Source organism: Mycolicibacterium aubagnense (assembly GCF_010730955.1).
In the GTDB taxonomy this organism is placed as follows: Bacteria; Actinomycetota; Actinomycetes; order Mycobacteriales; family Mycobacteriaceae; genus Mycobacterium; species Mycobacterium aubagnense.
Genome location: NZ_AP022577.1, coordinates 1,893,069 through 1,918,807 on the forward strand (window position 1 = coordinate 1,893,069; position 25,739 = coordinate 1,918,807).

The following is a 25,739-nucleotide window of genomic DNA, read 5'->3' on the forward strand; positions in this document are numbered from 1 at the left end:
CTACTACCTCAGCCGATTCGTCGGCTCCGCCGACGGCGTCCTGCGTGCGGATTGAACCACGGTCCCCACCCGTTCGACCAGAATCGCCATCTCGTATCCGATCTGACCGATGTCGCATGAGCGGGTCGCCAGCGTCGCGAGGTTCGAGCCGTCGCCGACGCGCATCAGCAGCAGATAGCCGTTCTCCATCTCGACCACGGACTGCAGCACGTGCCCGCCGTCGAACAGTTGGGAGGCGCCCGTCGCCAAGCTGGCCAGCCCGGAGGCGACGGCGGCGAGCTGGTCGGCGCGTTCGGTCGGCATCCGCGAGCTCGCGGCCATCAGCAGGCCGTCGGCGGAGACCAGGATGGCGTGTGCCACCCCGGATACCTCGTCGGCGAATTTCGTGACCAGCCAGTCCAGCGATTCGCGCTGCGTCGTACGCGTCATCACCGGCCCCCCGTGTCCCGGGACTGCGAGCGACCGGCGTGCACGCCACCGAAATGCCCGCTGATGCTGGCGCGCACCGCGGCTGGGTCGCGCACCGGCAACCCTTCGGCTGCCGGCTCGCCGTGGACGTCCTCCTCAGGCGCACCGGGGATCAGCCGGGCACCGGGCTGACGGACCGGCAGGCCTGCTTCGGTGTGCTCGACGACCGGCGCATCCTGCGCTGCGGCCGCGGCCGACCAGCCCTGGTCCCACACCGTCTGCCAATCGAGGTCGGTGCTGTTCGCCAGCTGTGTGGGGTCGTCGATCAGCCATTCCGAGAGCATCTTCTGGTAGATGGCGTCCTCACTTCCGGCGGTGCTCGGTTGTGGCGTCGGGGCCGGACGGACGGGCGGCGCGGGGGCAGGGGCCGGCCGCACGGGCTCGGGGGCCGGCGGCGGCTGCGGAGTCTGAGCCCGGGCCGCGAAGAACGACGACGTGTCGGTCGGCGCCTGCGCCGGCCGCTCGCCGGGCGACTCCGGGCGTCCGGCGATACCGCTGGCACCCGGGTTGCGCTGCGGCAGGTTGACGCCGCTGAGGTCAACGGCCCCGGCGGGGACGCCGAAGCCGTTGCGCTGCTGATGAGCCACAAATGGCGGTTCCGCCGGCGACGGGGGCGGCACGACGGGCTGTTCGACGGCGCCGAACGTCGCGAATCCCCCGGTGTCGGGGCCGACGCCCGGCAGGTCGGTCACCCCGGTTTCGGCAGTCGACGAGCCGTCCCAGTAGGTACCGAAGTCCGGGATCGCGGGCAGCCCCGCCTGCAGTTCGACCGGGATATAGATGCCGGCGGTCGTACCCGAATCCGGGTCGCCCTCGACGGTGTCGCGCAGCCGGACGACCAGTCCGTGCTGCGTCGCCAGCCGGCCGACCACGAACAGGCCCATGTGCCGCGCGGTGTACGTGTTGACCTCGCCGCCCGAGCGCAGTCGGCTGTTGGCCATGCGCAGATCGGCGTCGGTCATGCCGAGGCCGCCGTCGCTGACCTCGATCACCAATGCGCCGTTGGGCGCATGCACCGCGGAGACCTGCACCTGCGAGCTGGGTGGCGAATACCGCAACGCGTTGTCCAGCAACTCGGCCATCATGTGCACCAGATCGCCGGCGACCGAACCGTGGATCTCGGTGTCAGGGGCCTCGAGAATGGCCACCCGGGTGTAGTCCTCGACCTCGGACGCCGCGGCATTGATCACCGCGGTCACGGGCACCGGCTCGCCCTGCTCGTGCGGCACGTTCGTCCCGGCCAGCACCAGGAGATTGGCGCCGTTGCGCCGCATCCGGGCAGCCAGGTGGTCCAGCCGGAACAGCTTGGCCAGGCGCTGCGGATCCTGTTCGTCGCGCTCCAGCTGGTCGATGACCGTCAGCTGCTGGTCGATCAGCGACCGACTGCGCCGGGACAGCGTCTCGAACATGTCGCTGACCTGCAGCTGCAGCCTCGCCTGCTCACCCGCCAGCAGCACGGCCTGTTCGTGCAGTTCGTCGACCGCGTGCGCGACCTGACCGATCTCTTCGGTGCTGTGCACCGGCAGCGGCCGCACCGACACCTCGGCGCCGGACCGAACCTCGTCGAGCTCGCGGACCAGATCCTCGTGAGCGACCTTGAGGGCGCTGGTGCGCAGCCGGCGCAGCGGCCGGATCAGGGTCCGGGCCATGTACAACACGATGAGCAGGGCCAGCGCCATCACCGCGCCGACGATCACAGAGTCGCGGATGGCTTCGGTGCGTTTCGCGGTGGCTTGATCGTTGACTGCCGAGACGACGGACGCGGAAACGCTGTCCAGCAGCTTTCCGGCGATGCCGCTGGTGGTCTCGATCGACTGGCTCAGATCGGGATTGTTGACCAACTGCACGTTCGGGTCGGACATCATGGACATCCGCTTGACCATTTCCTGGGCCAGTTTCTGCGCCTCGGGCGAACCGACGCCCAGCACTTCGCTCATGCCGAACAACGTGGACGGCTCGGTGCCGGCCAGGGTGGTCATCGAGCTGCGCAGTTCGTTGTCCGGCAGTTCGCCGCCGAGGCTGACCAGCAGCTGTTGCATCATCATCTGGCCGCGGGCGCCGACGGCGCGGCTCAGCCCCTGCGTCTGGGCGCGGATCTTCTCGTCGTCGATGCGCACCGAACCGGTGATGGTGTCTTCGGCGGTCAGCAAGATCGGCGCGTACAAGGTGACGCGCTCGCGCAGCCCGATGCTGTTGGAGGCCACCTTGTTGAGCAGCCCCTGACCACCATCGAGCAGGGTCTTGATGCCGGTACTGACGTCGGACGCGACGTCGGTGTCTGTCAGCCGGTGCTGCAGACGTCGCTTGCTCTCGTCATAGGCGCTCAGCGCCTGTTGCGCGTCACCACCGGTGGAACTCGCGAGCATCGCGGCGTCGAAGGTCGCCATGTAGTTCTCGATGGCCGGCACCATTTCGGCGCGGTCGGCCGCCCGGCGCAAATCTGCCGCGTCGGTCCAGCCCGAATAGATCCGCATTCCGCCGAACGTTCCGGCCAGCACCAATGGCACAAAGGCGATGGCGAAAACCTTCCAGGCGACCGGCCAATTCGACGGCGCGAAGCGGGACGGGCGTTTCGCGGGCGCGCGGGTGACCTGATCCGCTGCCGAAACCTGTTGCGCAGCAGTCATCGCGGCTCGGCTTCCCCGCCGGCCATGGGACCGCAAACAGTTAAAGGCGCATGGTTCATATTGGTGTTCCCCGCCGGATTTTTCAGCCCACTCGGGCGCGGGAAATCCGCCTGGCAATCTGTCGCAGTATGACAGCGATGAGCAGCCGTTTCCATGCTTCACATCCAACGAACAGTGTTCGTGACCGATGTGTTGCACAGTTGTGTGGTAAGCGCGCTACCCGATCCGCCGCTGAGCGAATGCGCCTGAGCAGAGCCCAGTTGAGTACGGGGATCGCAATCTCGACAACGATCAGCAGCACATAACAGGCATGGGGCACCGAAGACTCTCAACCACCACTTCGTCACCACGCCCCACCGCCACTATTGGACTTAATCTAATAGAAGGCTATCGACCCTGCACGGCCGCGGTCAACAGGTGAATTACAGTGCCTAGATGGCACGGAGTCGGTTGACCCCCGACCAACGCCGAGATCAGATCCTCGATCTCGGAATGGCGGCGTTCTCGGTCACCCCTTTCGAACAGGTATCGATGGAGGACATCGCGGCCCAGGCCGAGATCTCACGGGCCCTGATCTACCACTACTTCCCCAGCAAGAAGGAACTGTTCGCCGCACTCTGGACCAGGGCCCACGAACAACTTTCCGCGGGTTCGCATTTCACCCCGACCGGCACGGTGCGAGACCAGGTCCGTGCCGCGCTCGTCACCTACTACTCGTTCTACGAACGCAACTTGACCTTGGTCATGATTGCCAACCGCAGCGCCATCGCGGCCGACCCGGTAGTGCGCGACCCGATCACCATGGAACTCAACGGCCTGCGCGACCGCATCGTGGACTCGCTGGACCTGACCGAGAATGGCCGCGACGTGATTGCTGTCGCGCTGTCCGGCTGGCTCGCGCTGGTCCGTGAGATCGCACTGGAATGGCTTGGACTACAACAAATCTCTCGCGATGCCGCGGTCGACCTGTGCATGTCCGCACTCGACGGCCTGGTGGGCCCGCACGCCGATCTGAACCGGCTGCCCCGTGGGGTCACCGATTCGGCAACTGCGCGCTGACTATTTGTGACCGTTTCCGGTGTGCGACGTTCACTGTTCGGCGGCACGAGACGCGCACGGAATTTGCCGCACCGAACGATGCTGGTTGACTCTCCCCCGATGAACCCGACGGCCGGCGTCGGGCCGGCATGTACAGGCAGGGAGGCCGCAGGTGGCACTGAAAGTGCTGTTCTACTCACCGCGGATCGCGCCGAACACCGGCAACGCCATCCGGATGGTCGCCGCCACCGGCGCCGAGCTGCATCTGGTCGAGCCGCTCGGCTTCGACCTGTCCGAGCCGAAACTCCGTCGAGCCGGGTTGGACTACCACGATCTGGCGTCGGTGACGGTCCACCGCGACCTGCCGACCGCATGGCAGGCACTCATGCCGGCGCGGGTGTTCGCCTTTACCGCGCACGCGAATTCGTCGTTCGCCGACGTGACCTATCAAGCTGACGACGTCCTGATGTTCGGACCCGAGCCCACCGGCCTCGATGCCGAGACGCTCGCCGACCCACACATCACCCGGCAGGTCCGGATTCCGATGATCCCGGGTCGCCGGTCCCTGAATCTGTCGAATGCCGCCGCCGTCGCCGTGTACGAAGCGTGGCGTCAGCTCGGCTTCGCCGAGGGCATCTAGGGCGACGGAACTACGGTTTCTGGCGCGAAATCATCGACATCACGCGAGAAACCGCAGTTCGGCGGTGGAACTCACCAGGTGTCCCAATGCGCGAGCTGCTCGGCCGGCAGCCGCTGGGCCTTCTTGAAATCGGTGCCCTTGGTGTAGGCGATCGGAAACAGTCCGCCCTGCGTGTAGCGCTCGAACGGGATTCCCAGCAGCTCGGCGGCCTGCCGCTCTCCGTCACCGAGCAGGTGCAGTGTCGTCCACGCCGAGCCCAGACCGCGCGAGCGCAGAGCGAGCATGAAGCTCCAGGCGGCCGGCAGCAGCGAGCCCCAGTACGACGCCTGCATGCCGGCTTCAGCGCCGTCGGGCCGCCCCTCGAGACACGGGATCATCAGCACGGGGGCCTTCTCGAAGTTCTCGTTGAGATACTCCGCCGAGCTCTTCACCGCGCCGGCCCGGTCGTCGCGCATGTCGCCGCGCTGCGGTGCGTCCATCGCCAGGTACGGCGTGCCATTGGTGCGGTAGATGTCGGCCAATGCCTTCTTCTTGGCCGCGTCCTCGACGAAGACGAACTGCCAGCCCTGGTTGTTGGAGCCGGTCGGCGCCTGCAGCGCCAGATCGAGGCACTCCATGATCACCTCACGCGGCACGGGCTTCTCGAAGTCGAGTCGTTTGCGCACCGAGCGGGTGGAGGTCAGCACTTCGTCAGCGGTGAGGTTCAGCGTCATAGCCGCACATTACCGCCACCAGAAATTCAGCGATTCACACCGTGGCCGATCAGCGGCAATCATACAATCAGCTTATCGGACAATGGTTTTCAGTTACCGGGAGCGACCGCTCGGCACACCATGTCGACCAGCGTCCGGCGATACTGCTCATCCACAGGCTCGTGGGTGAGCAGCAACCGCATGTTGATGGGCGCCATCAGCATCTGCAGGACTATCCGCGAATCCAGGTCCGCCCGCATTTCGTTACGGGCGACGGCCCGAGCGAAAACGTCGTGCGTCGCCGACGCCCGGTGTTGCCATACCTTCTGGCGAACGTCGATGCGCATCCCCGAGCGATTCGGAATCACCAACGCGCCCTGAATCCGGCGCCCCGATTCCGAATTGAGGTATGCGGCCATGGCCATCACCAGAATCGTCAGATCGCCGGCGAGCGACCCGGTATCTGGTGGGCCCACCGTACGTCCTGGCCAATCGAGCAGTACGTCAAGCAGCAACTGTTCATCGTCGGGCCAATGTGCCGCAATGGCCGTTCGGTCGATGCCGCTTCGTGCCAACAGATTTTCCACGCTGAAACGCTCGATGCCCCACTGGGTCACCTCATCCAATGCAGCGGCAAGAATCTGCTCACGCGTCACAGCTGAGACGGTCCCCGAATCGTCCACGGCGCCTCCCCGACACGTGTGTCAATAATCGACACAGTGATACCACAACGCGTCGCGACCGCGACGACGTTGTCGCGCCTAGTGCCGAGGCAGCTTGGTCACCGCACGCACGATCGGCACCAGCGACTTCTGCCACAGCGACTTCGACAGACCGAACGGCGGGTCGAGGTTGAGCACCTTCGACGTCGAAATCGTCTGGGACTCGGTGTATTTCAGGAGGCCTTCGGCGCCGTGCCGGCGACCCACACCCGAAATCCCCATGCCGCCCATGGGCGCACCGAGGCTGCCCCAGGCCAATGCGTAGCCCTCGTCGACGTTGACCGTGCCGGACCGCAGGCGGGACGCGATCTGCTCACCCTCCTCGATCGAGGCGGCCCACACGCTGGCGTTGAGCCCGTACTCGGTGTCGTTGGCCTTGGCGATGGCCTCATCGACGTCGGCGACCGGGTAGATCGACACCAGCGGACCGAAGGTCTCGTTGCCCGCGCACTCCATGTCGGAGGTGACGTCGGTGAGCACGGTCGGCTCGTAGAACAGCGGGCCAATATCTGGGCGGGCGTTGCCACCGGCAATCACCTTGGCGCCCTTGACCTTTGCATCGTCGACGTGGCCGGAGACGGTCTTGAGCTGGCCTTCGGAGATTAGGCTGCCCATGTCGACGGTGAAGTCGTAGGCGGTACCGAGCTGCATCTTGCGCACCTGGTCACCGAACTTGCGGGTGAACTCGTCGGCGATGTCTCGCTCGACGTAGATGCGCTCGATCGAGATGCACAGCTGACCGGCGTTGGAGAAGCAGGCGCGGGTGGCGGCCTTGGCCACCTTGTCCAGGTTCGCGCCGCGGGCGACGATCATGGCGTTCTTGCCACCGAGTTCGGCGGAGAACCCGATGAGGCGACGGCCGGCATGCTCGGCGAGGTGGCTGCCGGTGGCCGAGGAGCCGGTGAACATCAGGTAGTCGCAGTTGTCGGCGATCGCGGTGCCGACCACCGAGCCCGGCCCGGGGACGACGGCGTACAGGGCGCGCGGCAGGCCGGCGCGGTAGAGCAGCTCGGCGCAGGCCAGCGCGCAGTAGGGGGTCTGGCTGTCCGGCTTGAGGACCACCGCGTTGCCCGCGAGCAGGGCGGGCACAGCATCGGACGCGGTGAGCGTCATCGGGTAGTTCCACGGCGAGATGACGCCGACGACGCCCTTGGGCTGGTAGGCGACGGTGGTCCGGTTCAGTCCCGGCAGCAGCGGGGCGACCCGGCGGGGCTTGAGCAGCTTGGCCGCAACCTTGGCGTAGTAGTCCGCATTGGCGAACAGGTCGATGATCTCTTCCTGGGCCGCCCACCGCGCCTTGCCGGCCTCGGCCTGCAGCAGATCCATCAGGAATTCACGGTTCTCGAGCACCAGGTCGCGGTAGCGCGCGATCACCGCGGCCCGCTCAGCGACCGGCCGCTTGACCCAATCACGCTGGGCGGCACGGGCTTTGGCGAACGCCTTCTCGGCATCCTCGGCGGTCGCGACCGGAATGGTGGTCAGCGCTTTACCGGTGAAGACCTCGTCGATGGTCCGGGTCGGCCGGGCCTCGACGTCTTCGATGGCGGCCAGTTGACGGAGACGATCGAAAACCTGCGCTGACGGTGCGGGCATGCTGGCTCTCCTGGGTCGGTCGAGGATGCGCGATAATTTTGCGGTACCGGCGGTCTCGGTAACACTACGCGACAGCGTGCGGCTGCCATAGATCCAGCTTTTTACAAATCGGGCATTATGTCAATGAGATTGGCAAAATTACCCACTTCGTCTGGCCACTGGTCACTCATCAGGGTGATTCCGCTGTCAACACGACAACAGGCACCAGGCACCCCACCCTCACCGAAAGTCCCGGGATTTGGCCGTCACCCGCAGGTCGAGCCGGCCCATCCGGTCCGCGATCACGGTGACCGCCCCGCTGGCGTTCTGGACGATGCCGCGTACCAGCAGAGCCGGCGCAGTCTGCGCCAATTTGCGATGCCTGGACCACACGCCCGGTGCGCACAACACGTTGACCATGCCGGTCTCGTCCTCCAGGTTGATGAAGGTCACCCCCTGCGCGGTGGCGGGACGCTGCCGGTGCGTCACCGCGCCGGCCACCACTATGCGGGTGCCGTCGGGCACGTCCAACAGCCGGTTGGCAGGCACCACGTCCAGTGCGTCGAGGTCCTCCCGCAGGAACTGAGTCGGGTAGCTGTCCGGCGAGATACCCGTCGCCCACACGTCGGCAGCCGCCAGTTCCAGTTCCGTCATGCCGGGCAGCGCCGGAATGCCGCCGGCCGACCCGACGCCGGGCAACCGGTCGGGGCGTTCCGCAGCCGCCGCCCCGGCTGCCCACAACCCCTCCCGCCTGGTGCTGCCGAAACACCCCAGCGCGCCCGCGGTCGCCAACGCCTCAGCCTGCGGCACCGACAGTTGCACCCGCCCGGTCAGGTCGAGCAGAGAAGTAAACGGCCCGACCGCTTTTCGCTCGTCGACGATGCGCTGCGCCAGCTCATCCCCGATGTGCCGGACCGTCCCCAACCCCAACCGCACCTCGGTGCCGCGGTTCTCGCACGTCGCATACGCCAGGCTGGCGTTCACGTCCGGTCCGTGCACCAGCACCCCGTGCCGTCTGGCGTCGGCCACCAGCGACTGCGGCGAGTAGAAGCCCATTGGCTGGGCCCGCAGCAATGCCGCACAGAACACCGCGGGGTGGTGCAGCTTGAACCACGACGAGGAGAACACCAGCGACGCGAAGCTCAACGCATGGCTCTCCGGAAAACCGAAATTGGCGAAGGCCTCGAGCTTTTCGTAGATCCGTTCGGCGGTCGGGCCGGTGATGCCGTGCAGTTCCCGCATGCCGTCGAAGAACCGTCCACGCAGTTGCCTCATCCGTTCGGTGGATCGTTTGGACCCCATGGCCCGGCGCAGCTGGTCGGCCTCGGCCGGGGTGAAACCGGCACAGTCGACGGCCAGCTGCATGAGCTGTTCCTGGAACAATGGCACCCCGAGCGTCCGGTCCAACGCGGGCTTCATCGACTCGTGTTCGCAGTCCGGCTTTTCCAATCCGTTGTGCCGCCGGATGTACGGGTGCACCGAGCCACCCTGAATCGGACCGGGGCGGATCAGCGCCACCTCGACCACCAGGTCGTAGAACCTCTTGGGTTTCAGCCGCGGCAGCGTGGCCATCTGTGCCCGGGACTCGACCTGGAACACCCCCACCGAGTCGGCGCGCTGCAGCATCTCGTACACCGAGGGCTCGGTGAGGTCGAGCTTGGCCAGGTCCACCTCGAGGCCCATGTGTTCCTTGGCCAGGTCGATCATGTAATGCAGGGCCGAGAGCATGCCCAGCCCCAGCAGGTCGAACTTGACCAAACCGATTGCCGCACAGTCATCCTTGTCCCACTGCAGCACACTGCGGTTCTCCATCCGCGCCCACTCCACCGGGCACACGTCGGCGATCGGCCGGTCGCAGATCACCATGCCGCCAGAGTGAATTCCCATGTGCCGCGGCAGATTCCTGATCTGCAGTGCCAAGTCGATCACTGCCTCGGGAATCTCCTCGACGTCCGGAGAGTCGGCCAGTCCGTTCCACCGGCTGATCTGCTTGCTCCAGGCATCCTGCTGCCCCTGGGAAAACCCCAGGGCCCGGGCCATGTCCCGCACCGCGCTACGGCCGCGGTAGGTGATGACGTTGGCCACCTGCGCCGCGTAGTCCCGGCCGTACTTCTCGTAGACGAACTGGATGACGTTCTCGCGTAGGTCCGATTCGATGTCGATGTCGATGTCCGGCGGACCGTCGCGCGCCGGGGACAAGAACCGCTCGAACAGCAGCTCGTTGGCCACCGGGTCGACGTTCGTGATCCCCAGGGCGTAACAGACCGCCGAGTTCGCCGCCGACCCCCGGCCCTGGCACAGGATGTCGTTGTTCCGGCAGAATTCGGTGATGCTGTGCACCACCAGGAAGTAGCCCGGGAACTCCAGCTGCTCAATGATTTTCAGCTCATGCTCGATCTGCCGGTACGCCTTCTCCCTGTCCGCATCCGGCTTCCAGCCGTAGCGACGGGCCGCCCCCTCCGCCACCAACTCGCGCAGCCAACTGATCTCGGTGTGCCCTTCCGGCACGTCGAACGGTGGCAATTTCGGTGCGATCAAACGTAATTCGAACGCACACTGCTCCCCCAGTTCGGCGGCGTTCGTCACCGCCTCCGGGTGGCGGGCGAACAGCCGGGCCATCTCCGCCCCGGACCGCAGGTGTGACCCACCCAGCGGCGCCAGCCAGCCCTCGGCCTCATCCATCGAATTGCGGGCGCGGATGGCCCCCATTGCCATCGCCAGTTTTCCCCGCGATGGCGCAGCGAAATGTGCGGCGGTGGTGGCGACCACATCGAGGCCGAACCGCGGCGCCAGGCCCGCCAACGTCGCATTGCGTTCGTCGTCGAGTGGGTGCCCGTGGTGGGTCAGTTCGATGGTCACCCGCTCCGCGCCGAACCGGTCCACCAGGTCGCTCAGCGCCTTGTCCGCGGCGTCCGCACCACCCGCCGACAAGGCCTGACGCACATGTCCTTTACGGCAGCCGGTGAGGATCTGCCAGTGCCCGCCGGCGGCCTCGGTGAGGGTATTCAGGTCATAACTGAGCACCCCCTTCTCGCCGCCGGCCAGATGCGCCCGGGCCAGCTCCCGGGACAGCCGCCGGTACCCCTCGGGCCCGCGGGCCAGAACCAGCAGATGCGGACCGGGCGGATCCGGCAACTCAGTGCGGGGAGTGTTGCTGAGCGACAGTTCGGCACCGAAAACCGTTGCCATGTCGAGTTCTTTGGCGGCCTCGGCGAACCGCACGACACCATAGAGCCCGTCATGGTCGGTCAGTGCGATAGCCCGCAGATCCAGCCGGACAGCCTCCTCCACCAATTCCTCCGGTGTGCTGGCGCCGTCGAGGAAGCTGTACGCGGAATGGGCATGTAGCTCGGCATACGGCACCGACTTTCCCGGCCGGGCCGGACGGTCCACCGGTCGATAGTCACCACGTTTACGTGACCACGCCGGACTGTCGCCACCGTCGGCCGGCGACTCTGGAGAAGCACCGGCCACCCGAGGCTTACCCTCGAGCACCCGCTGCATCTCCGCCCAACTCGGCGGACCATTGTGCCAACCCACCGCATCAGGATATTCGAAACTTTGTTCGAATGCCAGGTTGGTGAATCCCCCGGGAACTCGAGCGACCCCCATCCGACTAGATCTCCGAGGACATCGGAGAGGGATGGAAGATGACCAGGCGGAAGCACTTGGGCACGCTGGAACGCGAGGTGATGGATCACCTCTGGGACGCGGACGGACCCCAGACCGTTCGCGAGGTCCATCGAGCCATCTGCGCGGAGCGCAAACTCGCATATACAACCGTCATGACCGTCCTGCGCCGGCTCGCCGGCAAGGGCGTGGTGCTGCAACTGCGCGAGGCTCGTGCACACCGTTACGTCGCATCGCACAGCCGCGACCACCTGGTGGCCGGTCTGATGGTCGATGCGCTCGGACAAGCCGCCGATCAGAGTGACCGCCACGCGGCGCTGGTGCACTTCGTCACACAGGTCGCGGCCGACGAGATCGATGTTCTTCGGCGAGCGCTCGCCGCCGTGGACCGATATTCATCCGGGACCAACAGCCCCGCAATGAGTTTGACACCCAAGCTCAGCGCCTAGCGGACCGACGTCAGCTCAGGTCACAGAGAAGGATCGTCCGCCTCCCGCCCTGAGCCGACTCATATCTCTGCAGCAATTCTTGAGGGAGGCGCCCACGGCTACCGACCTCATGGCCGTTCATCCGCAGCCACTCACGCGCTCGTTGATGGGGTGATAGCGCCTCGCCGGCCGGCGCCTGTTCGACAGGCCAGGTCGTACGCTCGGGCCGACGGCTCGCCTTGCTCGCCGCCTGGATGTATGGCTCCAAACAGTCCCGCATCCGCACCGCGTTCACCTCGGACAGATCGATCGCATACGCGACCCCGTCGAAGGAGAACTCAAGCGTCGTCGCAGCGAATGAGCCATCCAGATCGTCGGTCCACGCAGTTGAATACTGTTTCGCCACTGGAACATCCACCTCCACAACACGAAGTCCTGCAATGTTTCTTCCAAAAAAGCTAGCGGAGCGGCCGGAGTCAGGCTATGCGCTTTGGCCTCTTATATTTCAGGCGCTTTGGCCTCTTTTCTTTCACCCGGGCACGTGGTATGGGCCGAGGTCGAGACGCCACTGCCCTAGAAGTCGTCCGGCACGCCCGGGGCCACAGGCCAGCTGAACGCCACTGCGGTTCGGTGCACCGAACCCGGGGTGATCTCTTGGACGAGACCTGCGCTCGCCAGCGTCTGAAGGTTCACACCACCCAGGTAGATGGCGCCCAGATCGCGCGCCAAGACAGCGATATCGGCTGGTGCCGTGGAAGTTTCGCATTCAGCACCGTCGGGTCCGCCACGTAGACGCCACCGGCCGGTGTTCCACGGGCAGAACTCGTCGGTGACATCCAACACCACGTCGACCGGCGCGGCGTAACTGCGCAACGTCAGTGCGCGACGCACGTCGACGAGGCGTACGTAGATGCCGTCCCTGACTTGGCACGCCAGCGCACGCCGGTCAGCCACCAAGCTGAGCAGCGGCTCATCGACTGCAGCACCGTCGTACTCGACCGTCCTGACCAAATCCATATCAAGGAGATAGCGCCAAATCCTGGCGTACGCATGGTGATTGGTCGCCAGCACTTCCTGAATCTGCAGTTCACTGTTGGGCTGGCCGCGATCCGTCCAGCTGTTCTTGGGCCGGTAGATGGCAAATCCGCTGACGGTGCCGTCGGCCTCGCGATGCAGGAGAAAGCGAATCTTGCTGGCCTCCTTCCGCCTGTCCTCGCTGTCGTGGATCCAGTGGTCCCACCACGGACCCGGCCGCTCCATCAAGCCGGGCCGCTGCACCATGGCGCGCTGATGAATCTCCGGCGCGCTCGCCAGCAACGCCTCGGCGTCGACGTGGGTCACCGAACCGTCACCGAACTGGACCTCCGGGCGGAAGCCCAGTTCACGGACCTGGCCGGATAGCTCCGCAACCGGCACCGCCATCCCGTAGCCGAAGCGCCCGTAGATGGCGGCCTCAGATGCGTACAGCATGGCCAGCGCCTCGGTGCCGCGTGCTCGAATGTCGTCGAGTTGGTGGCGCATCATCGCCGTGAGCAGGCCGCGGCGTCGATGGCTGGGCGACACCGTGACGGCGGTGACGGCCGCCGCCGGTGTGAGGCCCCCGCCGGGCAGCACCACGTGCTTGCTGAAAGCTCCGGCAGTGGCAACCCAACGGGCCCCGTCGTGGAAGCCGACCATACGGTCGTACTCGGTAAAGGCGCGGACCAGGTCGATCTCGTCCTGCCGCGGATCCTGCAAGAACACCTCGTACGACGAGGCTGCGAACGAATCGTAGTCATCGCCATCGCTGACAACACGCAGCGTCAAATCACTCATGCCCCAAGGGATATCACAGGGTCCTCACAGGAGTCATCCGATTATTTCCAGCGGCAATCGAAAAGCAAACGCCACCAATTGATTAGTTCACGTAGCCGGGATATCGACCTTCTCGCGCAACGCCAGTCGCATTTGCCTCACCTCGTTTTCGTAGTTTTCGGAGCCCGCTGAGATACACATTCGGCCGGCGGTTGAGCGATGTCCCGATCCGCCCGTCGTGATCGCTACCTGCCCGATCGGGTAGGTAGCGACCTGTCCACGCGCACATTGGTCCGGACGGCGGCACGCCGTAGGCTGGGGCGTATTACCTGGATCACAGGATGAGGAATGGGTCTGATGAGACTCGATGTGACGGCGCCCGCTCAGATCGCTGCGACGACGGCGACGACGGCGGCGACGGCCCTGCCGACCCGGCTGCTGAAGTTCCATGCCCCTGAGATCGTCTTCGGCATCGACTCGATGGCGGAAGCAGCGCACGCCGCGGTCCGCCTGGGCGGACTGCGGCCGATGCTGGTCACCGACCCCGGCCTGATCGAGGCCGGTTGGGCAGCCGAGCTGGTTGGACACCTGCGTGCCCAGTGCGTTGAGGCGCACGTCTGGAGTGCTCTGACACCGAATCCCAAGGATCACGAGGTGACCGCCGGCCACGAGTTCTACCGGTCCCGCGGTTGTGACGTACTCATCGCGTTGGGCGGCGGCTCGGTGATCGACGCGGCCAAAGGCATAGCGATCCTCGCGGCCAACGGCGGCCACATCCTCGACTACGCCGGAGTCGACAAGGCGACCGCGCCGATCCCGCCCCTGGTGGTGCTCCCGTCGACATCAGGCACCGGCGCCGACGTCTCTCAGTTCTGCATCGTCACCGACACGACCCACAACACCAAGATCACCATCCTGGGCCGTGCCCTGGTCCCCGACATCACCGTCATCGATCCCCGGCTGCTCACCACCATGCCCGAATGGCTCAATGCGGCAACGGGTCTGGACGCGCTGACGCACGGCATCGAGGCGTTCGTATCACTGGGGCACAACCAGCTGACCGACCACCATGCCCTGCGGTCGGTCGTGATGGTCACCGAGAACCTGGTCACCACGATCGAGCGGCCGCAGGACATGCCGGCCCGGGTGCTGATGGCCCAGGCCGCGCTGGAAGCGGGTCTCGCCTTCACCAATGCGATCCTGGGGGCCGCGCACGCCATGAGTCATCAGGTCGGTGGGCTCCTCGACTTGCCGCATGGCGTCATCAACGGCGTGCTGCTGCCCCACGTGGTGCGGTTCAACGCCGAGGCCGATCCGGCTCCATTCGCCACCATCGCCGCCTGCCTCGGAATCGCCGACAAGCGCGCTCCAGAACTGGAATCTGCACTGGCACTTGCTGATCGACTCCAAGAGTTGGCCAGGCAGGTCGGCGTGCCGCGCGGGCTCGCCGAGTTGGGCGTGCGTGACGCCGACGTTCCCGTGCTGGCCCACAACGCACTTCAGGATGCGTGCCTGACCACCAACCCCCGGCCCATCGACGATGCGCAGCTGCGCGCCCTGTTCCGGGCGGCGTTGTGACGGCCTTGCCCGGCAACCCGGTGGCGCCGCAACGAGCGGCAGCGCCGGATCTGGACCAACTCACGGGAGTGCGATCCGGCAAGGGCACGTTCTATCCGGAATTCCGGGTGGCCGCCCAACGCACCGAACGGGTGGTCGCAGCTCTCGAAGCCATCTCCCGAGCCCTGGTCCAGACCGTCAACGGGCCCGAGAATCTCGTGCGGGCCGTTGCGGAGGCGGCCCGCACCCATCTCGGTGCCGAGTGGGTGCTGTTGGCGCTGGCCGACGGTGCCTTGCCGGAGGCACGACCGCGTCACCTCATCCTCGACGCCGATGGGCACGCATACTCCTTCGAAGGACTGTCGGGCACCAAACATCCGGTACCGCACCTTCCGGATGCGGTCCTGAACCGGCTCAACGACGTCCTTCGCGGTCGGCTTGCCCAGTTCCGGATACCGGTGATCGAAAGCCACCACTCACGTCCCCATCGAACTCGACGGCGGCGTCGTCGGGGCGTTCGCGGCCTGGACGCCACCGCACCGCCTGCTCGACGGCATCGACGAGGCGGTGATGCGCATCCTGGCCAGCCAGACCGCGGTCGCGCTGCAGAACTGTGAACTGTTTCAGCGCTCGCAAACCCTGCTGGCGCAGTCCGAGGCACGCAATGCACAGCTGCTGGCCACCCAGCGCGAACTCGGTGCGGCACAACGCCACCAGGTGCTGGACTCCGAGCGGCACCGGATCGCCAGGAACTGCACGACAGCGTCACACAAACCGTCCTGTCGGCGGGCATGCAGATCGAGGTGTGCCGCAGCGAGGTTGAATCACGTTCCGGCCCAGCCGGTCTGGTCGAACGCCTGGAAACGGCCAAGACGTTGACCCGGTCGGCGGTCGACCAACTACGGTCGGCCATTTATGCGCTCAACCATTCCTCCGACGCCGACCGATCCAGTCTCCCCGAGCTCCTCGAACAGCTCGCCACGGTGCACATGCCAGAAGACTTGCGGGTCACGCTGCGGGTCGACGGCGATGTCGCCGAGCTGCCCAGCGCTGTCGAACGGAGCCTGCTTCGGATCGCCGGTGAGGCATTGTTCAACACCGCCATGCACGGTCGCGCCTCACGGGCCATCGTGCGATTGACGTACCGCGCCGGCGGGGTCGCCCTGTCGGTGTCCGACGACGGCATCGGCGACCCGGACAAACTCCGGCTGATGCTTCGGCTGGCCGATGTCGCCGACCTCGACGGACACCATCGAGGACTGGCGAACATGCTGGCGCGATGCCGGGAGTACGGCGGGTCCTTCACCGTCGGCCGGTCTCGCATCGGCGGCGTGCGGGTCGTCGCGACAATTCCGCGGGACCCAGACAGAGCCCCCGGCGAAGGAGTCCTTTCATGACCGTTGACACCAGGACCGGGACCATCCGGCTGGCGCTCGTGGACGACCACGCCATCCTCCGCCAGGGGCTGCGTTCCCTACTGGAACGCGAGGACGATCTCGTGGTGGTCGGCGAAGCGTCCAGCGAAGCAGAAGCGGTGGCAATGGTCGCGGCGACGCTACCCGACGTGGTGCTGGTCGATCTCAAACTCTCGGCGGGCTCGGACTTCGAAGGATTGTCTTTGTGCACCAAGCTTTCTGGCGCCCATCCTGATGTGGGTTTGCTTGTGCTCACCACATTCCTCGACGAGGACCTGGTGGTACGTGCGGTGCATGCCGGGGCCCGCGGCTACGTGGTCAGGACGTCGACACCACAGAACTGGTGCGGGCGATCCGCGCCATCTCCGCCGGGCAGAGCGCGTTCGACTCACGCAGCGCAGCCGCCGTGGTCCGCTCACTCAGCGGGCGCGGCGACCAACGCGAGAAGCTCACCGACCGGGAGATCGAGGTGCTGCGACTGCTCGCTGCAGGCCTGTCCAACCAGAAAATCGGTGAGCGGCTGTTCATCTCGGCGACCACCGCCAAGTTTCACGTCAGCAACATCATGCGCAAACTCGACGTGAGCCGGCGCGCCGAGGCCGTGTACACGGCAAGTAAACGAGGTTTGATCTAGGCCGACGATCATCGCCGGCCTAGATCACCGTGTCGCCATGCGTCGGATCGATGCCTGGCGCTGCTATGAATTCCGGTAGTCGATGACGATGCGGCCGTCGATCTGTCCTCGCTCCATACGTTCGAACACATCATTGACGTCATCGAGACGCGCGCTGGTGACGGTGGGCTTGATCAGGCCCCGGGCGTAGAAGTCCAGTGCCTCGGCCATGTCTTGCCGCGTTCCGACAATCGAACCCCGGATGGTGAGTCCCTTGAGCACGATGTCGAAGATCGGTGCCGGGAAGTCGCCTGGCGGAAGTCCGTTGAACACGATCGTGCCACCACGACGAGCCAGTCCAATGGCCTGACCGAACGCCTGCGGGTGCACGGCGGTGACCAGGACACCGTGCACTCCACCGGTGGCCTGCTGCACCGACTCGACAACGTCAGCGGTTCGGGCATTGATGGCGACCTCGGCGCCGAGTTTGGTGGCGAGTGCGAGTTTGGCCTCGTCGACATCGATCGCAACAACACGCAGACCCATCGCACGGGCATACTGAACCGCGATGTGGCCCAGCCCGCCGATGCCTGAGATCGCCACCCACTGCCCGGGGCGGGTGTCGGTGACCTTGAGTCCCTTGTAGACGGTGACGCCGGCGCACAGGATCGGCGCAATCTCCAGCGGGTCGGCACCTTCGGGGATCCGCGCGGCATAGTCGGCGTTGACCAGCATGTACGTGCCGAAGCTTCCGTTGACGGAATACCCACCGTTGCGCTGACTTTCGCACAAGGTCTCCCACCCCGTCCGGCAGTATTCGCAGCGGCCGCAAGCCGACCACAACCAGGCGTTACCGACCTTGTCTCCGACCGCCAGGTCAACCACGCCTTCGCCGAGCGCTACGACCGTGCCATAGCCTTCATGCCCCGGCACAAACGGGGGCTGCGGCTTCACCGGCCAATCACCGTGTGCAGCATGTAAATCCGTGTGACAGACGCCGGACGTCTCGAGCTTGACCAGGGCTTCGCCATAGCCCGGCGTCGGCAATTGCATGTCGTGCACCTGCAGCGGCACGCCGAAGTCGGTGACGACGGCAGCGCGCATCGTGCTGGTATGTCCGGTCGCGGTGTCACTGGCCAGTGTCTGTGTCATCGGTCCACTCCATTCGTGAGAATTGGTTCAGGAAAAGGTTTTTGAGCTCCCCACGCGGGGCTGACATACAACGCTATTGCCAAGTGCGCGCAGTCACATGCCCCTACTGGACCGAATACCAGAGCCGCCCGGACGGGTGCCAACCTACCCATTCGGGCAGTGCGGCCGGACTCTTCCGCTCTGCGATTTTGAACCACCCTGACATCACTAACCCGCGCGCCGGACGCCAAGCCCCGAGGTCGCGGCGTCATGTAATCCTTCACCGGGTTGTGTGTCCGCTACGTCGAGCGCCTGATGCCCGACCCGTACCTGTTCGCCGTCATCCTGACCCTCATCGTCGCCTCGCCGAAGCGCCCGTCCTCAAACGCGCCATCGTCCAAATCGCCGGCAGGCCGACGAACAGGTCCAGGGCACGAACAGCCCGTTCATGGCGCACGTGCCTCGCGCCTGCGCAACTACTGTGAGTTTCTCCAGCTGCAGACCAGCCAGGAACATACGCGTTAATTTTCTAGATATGCCGGTGACCCCTGCCGCGCTCCCTCATCGGAAGCCGACCGGTCAACACCGACGATTCGACCGTCATGATGGGAGAACACTCGTGAGCGCATCGAGGTACATCGGCCGGATCGGCGGACTCGCGGCAGCATTAGGCGTGGGCGTCGCAGTGTTCATCGGTTGCGACGGAACCGCCGGGGCCAACACCGATTCCACGCATCCGTCCGACGGGGCGTCACACCCCAAGCCGAAGCCCACGGCCGCCGTGCGTCCCAAACCGATTCACGACGCGCCGCCCAACCCTGACAGCACCACCACGGCGCCCAAGACGTCGGTGGGCGGTGCAACATCCACGACCCCGCCGCCTACGGCGACCATCAAGTCGCTCGCCACTCCGACCCCATCGACCACTACCCAATCGAACACCGCCGCATCGAGCACCGCCCCGTCGCCGACGCTGCCCCACGCCGCGACAGCGGTGGTCGCCACGGCAGCAAGCCCTGCTACCGCCACATCGGTGGCGGCCGCCGCGTCAAATACCGTGGCCGCCACCGTCACCGGCACGGGCAGTCCGAACCCCGGGAACCCCACGAACCCGGCCGATACGGTGGTCGCCGCGGCCGTGCTGGTCGCGAACAAGCAGCCGAAGTCCGCTCTGGTCGCCACATCGACCACGCCGACTCCTGCCATCACCGTCAACCCGACGCTGTTCGTCACCAACGGGTATATCGAGGGCAATACCAATGCCGTGGACAGCAACGGGTTGACGCTGAGTTACACCGTTCTGAGTGGCCCCAGCCAAGGCGGCAAGCTCAGCTTCGACCCCGAGCTGGCTGCGGGCGACTTCACGTACCTCCCGTATGCCACGGTAGTGAAGTCGGGCACTGAGACGTTCCGCGAAATGGTCAGCGAAACAACAGCATTCGATGCCACAGTGCAGTCCATTCCACTGCTGGGTGGCGTAGTCCCCGGGCTGCTGGTGCAGCTGCACCAGATACCCGGCCTAGGCGCCTTCCTGACCCCGTTGATCGGTGCCTCCACGATCGTGAACTTCACCGCGGATCCGTCAGCGCTCAACACCACGGGCAACCCCATCGCCTACACGGTCAAGATCAAGTCGTTTGACGGCACGCTGATCAGCACCAACTTCTTCCCTGCCGCAGGCCTGGCGACCGGCTCGACGGCGCCTACCATCCTGGAAGGTCCGGGCCTGGGCTCCGACGGCATCACCGACCCCTTCTCGACGACCGGCATCGGCGACATCCCGGGTCTGGTCCCGGGGGTGTCCACACTGCGAAACGCCGGCTACGACGTCGTGAGCTGGGACCCGCGCGGCGAGGGCGCGTCGGGAGGCACCCTGCAGTTGGACAATCCGAATTTCGAGGGCAAGGACGTGTCCGCGATTCTCGACTACCTCCAGCTGCAGCCTGAGAACAACAACCGGTTCGGCATGGTGGGCGGGTCCTACGGTGGCGGCATCCAGCTCACCACCGCGGCAACGGATCACCGGATCGATGCGATCGTGCCCGGTATCGCTTGGAACACCTTGAACGAGTCGCTGTACCCGAGCGGGGCGTTCAAGTCGTCGTGGGCCACCCTCCTGGTGCTCGATCTGGTCGAGGCCGGTGCGCGGATCAATCCGCAGATCTACGGCGGCATTCTCACTGGGTTGCTCACCAGCTACCTCACCCAGTCACAGCAGGACCTGCTCACGGCCAGCGGCCCCGGCGCCGCGGTCAGCAACATCGCCGCTCCGACGCTGTTGCTGCAGGGCACCGCCGACGGACTGTTCCCGCTGCAGCAGGCTGTCATCAACGAGGAGGCCCTGACCGCGGCCGGCACACCGGTCAAGATGGTCTGGTTCTGCGGCGGCCACGGCGTCTGCCTCGACCCGATCAATCAGGCCGCGCAGACCGCCTTGCTCACCCAGGACACCCTGGCCTGGCTGAACCAGTACGTCGCGCAGACCGGAACGGCGGCGAACGCCATTCCCAATTTCCAGTGGATCGACCAGGCCGGAAACGTCTACGCCTCCAGCCAGTTCCCGAACAGCGCCTCCTTCCAGGGCACACCACTGACCGCGTCTCTCACCAATGGCGGCATCATGCCGATCATTCCGATCATCGGGGGCGCGGGACCAAGCCCTTTGGTGTCGGGATCGTTCACTGCCGACTTGGTAGCGACCGCGACCGCATCCCCGGCAAGCAACGCCATCAACCTTGAGGTGTCCGTGCCGGGCGGCACCGAAATCGTTGGGGCGCCGACGGTTACGTTCAACTACTCAGGCCTGGGCAACGGCCGCGACATCTACGCCCAGATCGTCGACGATCAGACCGGGTTGGTATTGGGCAACATCGATACTCCGGTTCCGGTCGTGCTGAATGGTCAAACCCACACTGCGACAGTGTCATTGAACGACATCGCCTATACCGCAGCGGCAAGCGGTGGCCAGTTGACCCTGCAACTGGTGGCTTCGGCGACCCAGTACGAGAACTTCACCTCCATCGGCGCGATCCAGGTTTCCAACCTGTCGATCTCACTTCCGACTGCAGGCAGTGGCGTTGCGACGAAGGAAAGCTCGGTGCCCGCCGGGTAAGCACCGCGCTAACGCGGCAGCGCGATGTCGTCGCGGATGAACAGTTTGGAAGCATCCGGTAACCCCCGCAACGATCGGGAACCATCTCGGCGATTTTGAACCATCTCGGCACCTCTCACCCGCCATCATGATTGCCGTAGCACGAGCAGGAATCCGAGACTGCGAAGGTGGATCACGTGGCAGCGAGCGAACATCCGAAGGGCACGAACACGGAAACCAGGCCCGAACGCCACGGCATCATGCAGTCGCTGACCGCACTGTGTGTCCGCTACGTCGAACGCCTGATGCCCGACCCGTACCTGTTCGCCGTCATCCTGACGATCCTCGTCGCCGGGATGGTTGCCCTTCTGGTGCACGGCACTACCCGAGCGGCATGCTCAAGGCCTGGTACGGCGGTGTGTGGGGATCGCAGAACATCTTCACATTCGCCTTCCAGATGGTGCTGATCCTCGTGACGGGCTACACACTGGCGGAAGCGCCCGTCCTCAAGCGGGCCATCGTCCACATCGCGAGTAAGCCGAACAACCAGGTGCAGGGCGCACTGCTGTGTTTCGGCGTCAGCGCCGTTCTGTCGCTGTTGAACTGGGGGCTCGGCCTGGTGGCCGGTGCGCTGGTCGCGCGGCAGGTCGCAAAGCGTTTCGCCGACGCGCATTTCGGCTACCTGATCGCGGCCGCTTTCATGGGCTTCATCGTCTGGACGCAGGGGCTGTCGTCGTCCATCGCGCTGGCGAACACCGACAGCACCAGCCCGATCAACGTGATCCATAAACTGACCGGCATCACTGTTCCGTTGAGCCAGACCATCTTCCAGCCCTACAGCTGGCTGTCGGTGATCGCGGTGCTGGCTCTGCTCGCGCTCGCGGTCTGGCGCATGGCGCCGACGCAGAGTCTCGCGCCGGACCCCGCCGTCTTCGAGGACGAGGCGGCGCCCCCACCTGCTGCGCCCGAAGGCCCGAAGACCTTCGCCGAATGGCTGGAGAACCTCTGGATCCTCAACGTCCTGGTGTTCGCCGCAGGCATGGCCTACTTCGTGCTCAGCGGTTTTGCCCTGAACATTTCCTCGATGATCATGCTGTTCACGATCACCAGCGCGCTGCTGCACCGCACACCAATCGGGTCTGCTGCACGATCAGGTGACAGTTTCGGTCACGCGGCCTGACTGGCCGGTGTGGTCATGATTGCTTCGAATTCGATCGGGGTCAACCGCCCGAGGCCGGACTGGCGGCGGCGCCGGTGGTAGGTGCGCTCGATCCAGGTGACGATCGCGATACGGAGTTGTTCTCGGTGTCCCAGCGGCGGCGGTCGAGCACGTTCTTCTGCAGCAGGCTAAAGAAGCTCTCCATGGCGGCGTTGTCGCCGGCGGCTCCGACACGGCCCATAGAGCCGACCATCTCGTGTTGATTCAAGGCGTGTACGAATTTCCTTGACCGGAACTGAGATCCGCGATCCGAGTGCAGAATGCACCCGCGACATCTCCGCGTCGGGCTACCGCGCTGTGTAGTGCCCGGATGGCCAGTTGTGACTTCATTCGGGAGTCGATGCTGTAGCCGACGATCCGGTTGGAGAACACGTCCTTAATCGCACAGAGGTAGAGCTTGCCCTCACTGGTGCGGTGCTCAGTGATGTCACTGAGCCACAACTGATTTGGCCCTTCAGCGGTGAAGTCACGCTCGACAAGATCGTCGTGCACCGGCGGCCCGACTTTGCCGTTCTTGCCGCGTTTCTTACCAAACACGCTCCACAGTCGATTCTGCGAGCAGATCCGCCATGCGGTGCGCTCGGCCATCGGCTCGCCGGCATCGCGCGCCTCCTCCACGAGGTAGCGGTAGCCGAACTCCGGATCGTCTGCGTGCGCGTCGAACAGCGCATTGGCGCGGTAGGCCTCGATGAGTTCGGCCTCGGTGATGGGGTCGGCCAGCCAGCGGTAATACGGTTGGCGGAGAGCTTGAGTACCCGGCACGTCACCGCGACGGGGATCCCGTCGGCGGCGAGCTCTTTCACGAGCGGGTAGACCCTTTTCCCGGCAGATTGGCCTGCGATAAATACGCTGCGGCCCGACGCAGCACCTCGTTCTCTTGCTCTAGCAGTTTGATCCGCCGTCGGGCTTCGCGCAGCTCACCGGACTCGCTGGCGCTCTTGCCGGGCTTGGTGCCTTCGTCGATGTCGGCCTGACGGAGCCATTTCTGCAGCGTCATCGGGTGCACTCCGAAATCGGTGGCGATCTGCTCGATCGTTACACCGTCATCGCGGTTGCGAGCGACCCGGACGACGTCGTCGCGGAACTCGCGGGGGTAGGGCCTTGCCATGGGGACATCCTTCCAGCCCGCCCATGCTGGGCAAGCCAACTCAGATGTCACCTATTCGTGCAGCAGACCCATCCGATTCATCCGAGCATTCACCGGCGCCGCCAAGGTAGCCGGCCCGCTGCTGCTGCAGTACCCGCTGTACGGCGGGTTGGTCGGACTACTCGGCTACCAAGCAACGAAGGCGGACAAGCCGCTGCAGACGCTGCTGGCCGAGGCGGTCGTCAATGGCGCGACCGAACACACGCTGCCGTTCCTGACCTTCATCGGCTCGTTGATCATCAGCCTGTTCGTCCCGTCCGGTGGCGGGCACTGGGCGGTGCAAGGTCCGATTGCGGTCGACTCGGCGCTGGCGATCGGCCAACATTCGCCGGCGTATCTGGGACTGATCTCCATGGCGGTCGCGGTCGGCGAGGGTGTCGCGAACATGATCCAGCCCTTCTGGCTGCTCCCTTGCTGGCGATCGCGAAGCTGAATGTCCGCCAAGTGATGGGCTTCACGGTCGTCGCATTCCTGATCGGCCTGGTGGTGCTCGGTGCCACCACGCTCGTGGCGCCGTACACGCTCTGACGCCGAACACGCCGTGCTTGTCGTGAGAAGAATGTGCGGCGCTTTGGTTCCGGAAACAAAACCTCATCCGATATGTCTCGCCATCTTCCGCCGAGGCGTTGTGATGGATCACAATCGGCACGTGCCGTCGCCCCGTCAGCTGCCGCCGATCCCGGCCGATGCGCCGTTGCGGAAGGTGATCGAGGACCGCATCGACGAGATCGCCACGACTCTCCTCCATGAGGCCGTCCAATCCATCGAATGGCCCGCGTTCGTGCCGATCGAACATTTCGATGGAGAGGTCACCCCGCACATCATCGGCGGATTTCTGCACGGGCTCGACCTGGTGACCGAGGGACGCAGGATGAGCCGTGCCGAGGCAGCCGCCTTCGTGCTGCCGGTCGCCGAGCGACACGCCGAGGACGGAATCCCGTTACCGTTCCTGTTCACCGCGCTCCATGCCGGCATCCGCAAGTTGTGGGAGATCGTGCTGGAATCGGCCACCGAGGGCGACGCGGAGACGATCGCGGCGCTGGGCATGCACCTCGCCGATCTCACCGGGACCATCAGCGTACTGATGACCGAGGTCTATCAGGATTCAGATTTTGCGCTCCGGGCCACCACGCGTCATGAGTTGAGCGCCCTGTGCGCCGGTCTCATCGACGGATCGACCGGCAGCGAAGCGATGGCCAAACAAGTCGGCATAAAGCTCAGCGACCGCTACGACGTGTTGGTGATCCGGGTGGATGCCGACGAGCCGCGGACGACCCACGAGATACTGGCGGCCCGCCGTCGGTTACGGCTGGCCAACCAGGTGTTCTATGGACGCGGCGCCGGCGACGTCCTCAATACGTTCGACGGTCACGCGGGCGTCGTCTTGCTGCCCACACCGGTTGTGGAACAGCACGACGAATCGGCCATGACCGCACACCTGGTGCGCTGATCGACGCGCTCAGCGATCGACTCGATGTTGCGGTCTACGCTGCGTACCACGCCGGGGCCCCAGTGGACGCCATCCCTTCAGCGGTCTCAGAGGCCGAAGAAATCACCTGTTTGGCAAGGCAACTCAACAGAAGGCCCGGTATCTACCAACTCGCTGACATCCTATTCGAGTACCAATCGACCCGCCCCGGACCGGCCCGCGACCTGCTGGCTCGCCACATCGCGCCACTGCGCGATCACCCTGGGTTGCGCCAAGCCCTACAAGCGCACCTACAGCACGGCGCCGACCGGAAAGCCGCTGCCGCAGAGCTTTTCATTCATCCGAACACCCTCACTTACCGCTTGCGGCGCATCCAGGACATCACCGGATACGACCCCACTGATCCCCGTCAATCCCGATTGCTCGCCGCAGCGATGGCCGTCTACGCCATCGACCAAGCAGACACCTCGCTCGCCGCCACAAACCCTGACAGTCCACGCTAGGCCGATCATGGTTGCGTCCATCA

18 protein-coding genes and 5 pseudogenes are annotated in these 25,739 nt (G+C 65.3%); 13 read left to right on the plus strand and 10 right to left on the minus strand.

The window, feature by feature from the left end; all coding sequences use genetic code 11:
• Positions 1-3 precede the first annotated feature (3 nt).
• Together G6N59_RS09345 and G6N59_RS09350 are read right to left on the minus strand one after the other, a co-directional pair.
• On the minus strand, positions 4-429 hold the full coding sequence (locus tag G6N59_RS09345; RefSeq protein WP_138231903.1) for a roadblock/LC7 domain-containing protein: 426 nt from the start codon (positions 427-429) through the stop codon (positions 4-6).
• Positions 429-3,095, minus strand: coding sequence for a sensor histidine kinase (locus G6N59_RS09350; RefSeq protein ID WP_170212432.1), 2,667 nt, complete (start codon positions 3,093-3,095; stop codon positions 429-431). Before G6N59_RS09350 ends, G6N59_RS09345 begins: the two co-directional genes overlap by 1 nt.
• A 435-nt stretch (positions 3,096-3,530) precedes the next feature.
• Here G6N59_RS09350 and G6N59_RS09355 point away from each other — a divergent pair, with 435 nt between their 5' ends.
• The gene (locus G6N59_RS09355; protein ID WP_138231904.1) at positions 3,531-4,154 is read left to right on the plus strand and encodes a TetR/AcrR family transcriptional regulator; all 624 of its coding nucleotides are present in this window, start codon (positions 3,531-3,533) and stop codon (positions 4,152-4,154) included.
• A gap of 151 nt (positions 4,155-4,305) precedes the next feature.
• A complete protein-coding gene (locus tag G6N59_RS09360; protein WP_179970289.1) occupies positions 4,306-4,773 on the plus strand; it encodes a tRNA (cytidine(34)-2'-O)-methyltransferase in 468 nt (155 codons plus the stop codon).
• Between the two features lie 71 nt (positions 4,774-4,844).
• Here the strand turns inward: G6N59_RS09360 and G6N59_RS09365 are convergent, their stop codons facing one another.
• The 4 genes from G6N59_RS09365 to G6N59_RS09380 all read right to left on the minus strand — a co-directional run bounded on the left by G6N59_RS09365 (position 4,845) and on the right by G6N59_RS09380 (position 11,299).
• Positions 4,845-5,486, minus strand: coding sequence for a nitroreductase family protein (locus G6N59_RS09365; protein WP_138231905.1), 642 nt, complete (start codon positions 5,484-5,486; stop codon positions 4,845-4,847).
• A gap of 89 nt (positions 5,487-5,575) precedes the next feature.
• Positions 5,576-6,148, minus strand: coding sequence for a TetR/AcrR family transcriptional regulator (locus G6N59_RS09370; protein ID WP_138231906.1), 573 nt, complete (start codon positions 6,146-6,148; stop codon positions 5,576-5,578).
• A 78-nt stretch (positions 6,149-6,226) separates the two neighbouring features.
• On the minus strand, positions 6,227-7,780 hold the full coding sequence (locus G6N59_RS09375) for a succinic semialdehyde dehydrogenase (protein ID WP_138231907.1): 1,554 nt from the start codon (positions 7,778-7,780) through the stop codon (positions 6,227-6,229).
• A gap of 219 nt (positions 7,781-7,999) precedes the next feature.
• Entirely contained in the window at positions 8,000-11,299 is a 3,300-nt protein-coding gene (locus tag G6N59_RS09380; protein ID WP_138231908.1) for an error-prone DNA polymerase, read from the minus strand.
• Between the two features lie 110 nt (positions 11,300-11,409).
• Between G6N59_RS09380 and G6N59_RS09385 the strand changes: the two genes are divergently transcribed.
• Positions 11,410-11,838 carry a BlaI/MecI/CopY family transcriptional regulator gene (locus G6N59_RS09385; RefSeq protein ID WP_138231909.1) on the plus strand — a complete coding sequence of 143 codons (429 nt, stop codon included), beginning with the start codon at positions 11,410-11,412 and terminating at the stop codon, positions 11,836-11,838.
• Between the two features lie 10 nt (positions 11,839-11,848).
• Here the strand turns inward: G6N59_RS09385 and G6N59_RS31840 are convergent, their stop codons facing one another.
• Complete coding sequence (locus G6N59_RS31840) at positions 11,849-12,241, minus strand: histone-like nucleoid-structuring protein Lsr2 (RefSeq protein ID WP_163911159.1); 393 nt, start codon at positions 12,239-12,241, stop codon at positions 11,849-11,851.
• A gap of 149 nt (positions 12,242-12,390) precedes the next feature.
• The gene (locus tag G6N59_RS09395) at positions 12,391-13,632 is read right to left on the minus strand and encodes a GNAT family N-acetyltransferase (RefSeq protein WP_138231910.1); all 1,242 of its coding nucleotides are present in this window, start codon (positions 13,630-13,632) and stop codon (positions 12,391-12,393) included.
• 336 nt (positions 13,633-13,968) lie between these two features.
• On the opposite strand from G6N59_RS09395, the gene G6N59_RS09400 reads away from it, so the two are divergent.
• The 3 genes and pseudogenes from G6N59_RS09400 (at position 13,969) to G6N59_RS09410 (ending at position 17,217) form a co-directional block, all read left to right on the plus strand.
• Positions 13,969-15,189, plus strand: a complete 1,221-nt coding sequence (locus tag G6N59_RS09400) for an iron-containing alcohol dehydrogenase (RefSeq protein WP_407665840.1) — start codon at positions 13,969-13,971, stop codon at positions 15,187-15,189.
• Positions 15,186-16,565 (plus strand): annotated as a pseudogene (locus tag G6N59_RS09405) (MadS family sensor histidine kinase). The gene G6N59_RS09400 and the pseudogene G6N59_RS09405 overlap by 4 nt, the downstream one beginning before the upstream one ends.
• Positions 16,562-17,217, plus strand: a pseudogene (locus G6N59_RS09410) (MadR family response regulator transcription factor). Before G6N59_RS09405 ends, G6N59_RS09410 begins: the two co-directional pseudogenes overlap by 4 nt.
• A gap of 63 nt (positions 17,218-17,280) precedes the next feature.
• Here G6N59_RS09410 and adhP read toward each other — a convergent pair.
• Complete coding sequence (gene adhP, locus G6N59_RS09415; protein WP_138231912.1) at positions 17,281-18,348, minus strand: alcohol dehydrogenase AdhP; 1,068 nt, start codon at positions 18,346-18,348, stop codon at positions 17,281-17,283.
• A 267-nt stretch (positions 18,349-18,615) separates the two neighbouring features.
• On the opposite strand from adhP, the pseudogene G6N59_RS32025 reads away from it, so the two are divergent.
• From G6N59_RS32025 to G6N59_RS09425, 4 genes and pseudogenes are all read left to right on the plus strand, one after another.
• A pseudogene (locus tag G6N59_RS32025) lies at positions 18,616-18,693 on the plus strand (TIGR00366 family protein); the annotation flags it as partial.
• 253 nt (positions 18,694-18,946) lie between these two features.
• Positions 18,947-21,439 carry a S15 peptidase family protein gene (locus G6N59_RS09420; protein WP_163911162.1) on the plus strand — a complete coding sequence of 831 codons (2,493 nt, stop codon included), beginning with the start codon at positions 18,947-18,949 and terminating at the stop codon, positions 21,437-21,439.
• Between the two features lie 176 nt (positions 21,440-21,615).
• Positions 21,616-21,885 carry a TIGR00366 family protein gene (locus G6N59_RS31100; protein WP_235678763.1) on the plus strand — a complete coding sequence of 90 codons (270 nt, stop codon included), beginning with the start codon at positions 21,616-21,618 and terminating at the stop codon, positions 21,883-21,885.
• Entirely contained in the window at positions 21,813-22,598 is a 786-nt protein-coding gene (locus G6N59_RS09425) for a TIGR00366 family protein (RefSeq protein ID WP_235678738.1), read from the plus strand. Before G6N59_RS31100 ends, G6N59_RS09425 begins: the two co-directional genes overlap by 73 nt.
• On the opposite strand, the pseudogene G6N59_RS09430 reads toward G6N59_RS09425, so the two are convergent.
• Positions 22,586-23,745: pseudogene (locus G6N59_RS09430) on the minus strand (IS3 family transposase). The gene G6N59_RS09425 and the pseudogene G6N59_RS09430 overlap by 13 nt on opposite strands.
• 67 nt (positions 23,746-23,812) lie before the next feature.
• Here G6N59_RS09430 and G6N59_RS09435 point away from each other — a divergent pair.
• The 3 genes and pseudogenes from G6N59_RS09435 to G6N59_RS09445 form a co-directional block, all read left to right on the plus strand.
• Positions 23,813-24,312, plus strand: a pseudogene (locus tag G6N59_RS09435) (TIGR00366 family protein); the annotation flags it as partial.
• A 121-nt stretch (positions 24,313-24,433) separates the two neighbouring features.
• The gene (locus tag G6N59_RS09440) at positions 24,434-25,234 is read left to right on the plus strand and encodes an RsbRD N-terminal domain-containing protein (protein ID WP_163911166.1); all 801 of its coding nucleotides are present in this window, start codon (positions 24,434-24,436) and stop codon (positions 25,232-25,234) included.
• A gap of 110 nt (positions 25,235-25,344) precedes the next feature.
• Entirely contained in the window at positions 25,345-25,716 is a 372-nt protein-coding gene (locus G6N59_RS09445) for a PucR family transcriptional regulator (protein WP_163911169.1), read from the plus strand.
• Positions 25,717-25,739: the final 23 nt, after the last annotated feature.

Coding starts and splice junctions, on each gene's coding strand:
- G6N59_RS09345 (WP_138231903.1), bottom strand. CDS start 429: ATGACGCGTACGACGCAGCGCGAATCGCTGGACTGGCTGGTCACGAAA.
- G6N59_RS09350 (WP_170212432.1), bottom strand. CDS start 3,095: ATGACTGCTGCGCAACAGGTTTCGGCAGCGGATCAGGTCACCCGCGCG.
- G6N59_RS09355 (WP_138231904.1), top strand. CDS start 3,531: ATGGCACGGAGTCGGTTGACCCCCGACCAACGCCGAGATCAGATCCTC.
- G6N59_RS09365 (WP_138231905.1), bottom strand. CDS start 5,486: ATGACGCTGAACCTCACCGCTGACGAAGTGCTGACCTCCACCCGCTCG.
- G6N59_RS09375 (WP_138231907.1), bottom strand. CDS start 7,780: ATGCCCGCACCGTCAGCGCAGGTTTTCGATCGTCTCCGTCAACTGGCC.
- G6N59_RS09385 (WP_138231909.1), top strand. CDS start 11,410: ATGACCAGGCGGAAGCACTTGGGCACGCTGGAACGCGAGGTGATGGAT.
- G6N59_RS09395 (WP_138231910.1), bottom strand. CDS start 13,632: ATGAGTGATTTGACGCTGCGTGTTGTCAGCGATGGCGATGACTACGAT.
- G6N59_RS09400 (WP_407665840.1), top strand. CDS start 13,969: ATGAGACTCGATGTGACGGCGCCCGCTCAGATCGCTGCGACGACGGCG.
- adhP (WP_138231912.1), bottom strand. CDS start 18,348: ATGACACAGACACTGGCCAGTGACACCGCGACCGGACATACCAGCACG.
- G6N59_RS09425 (WP_235678738.1), top strand. CDS start 21,813: ATGCTCAAGGCCTGGTACGGCGGTGTGTGGGGATCGCAGAACATCTTC.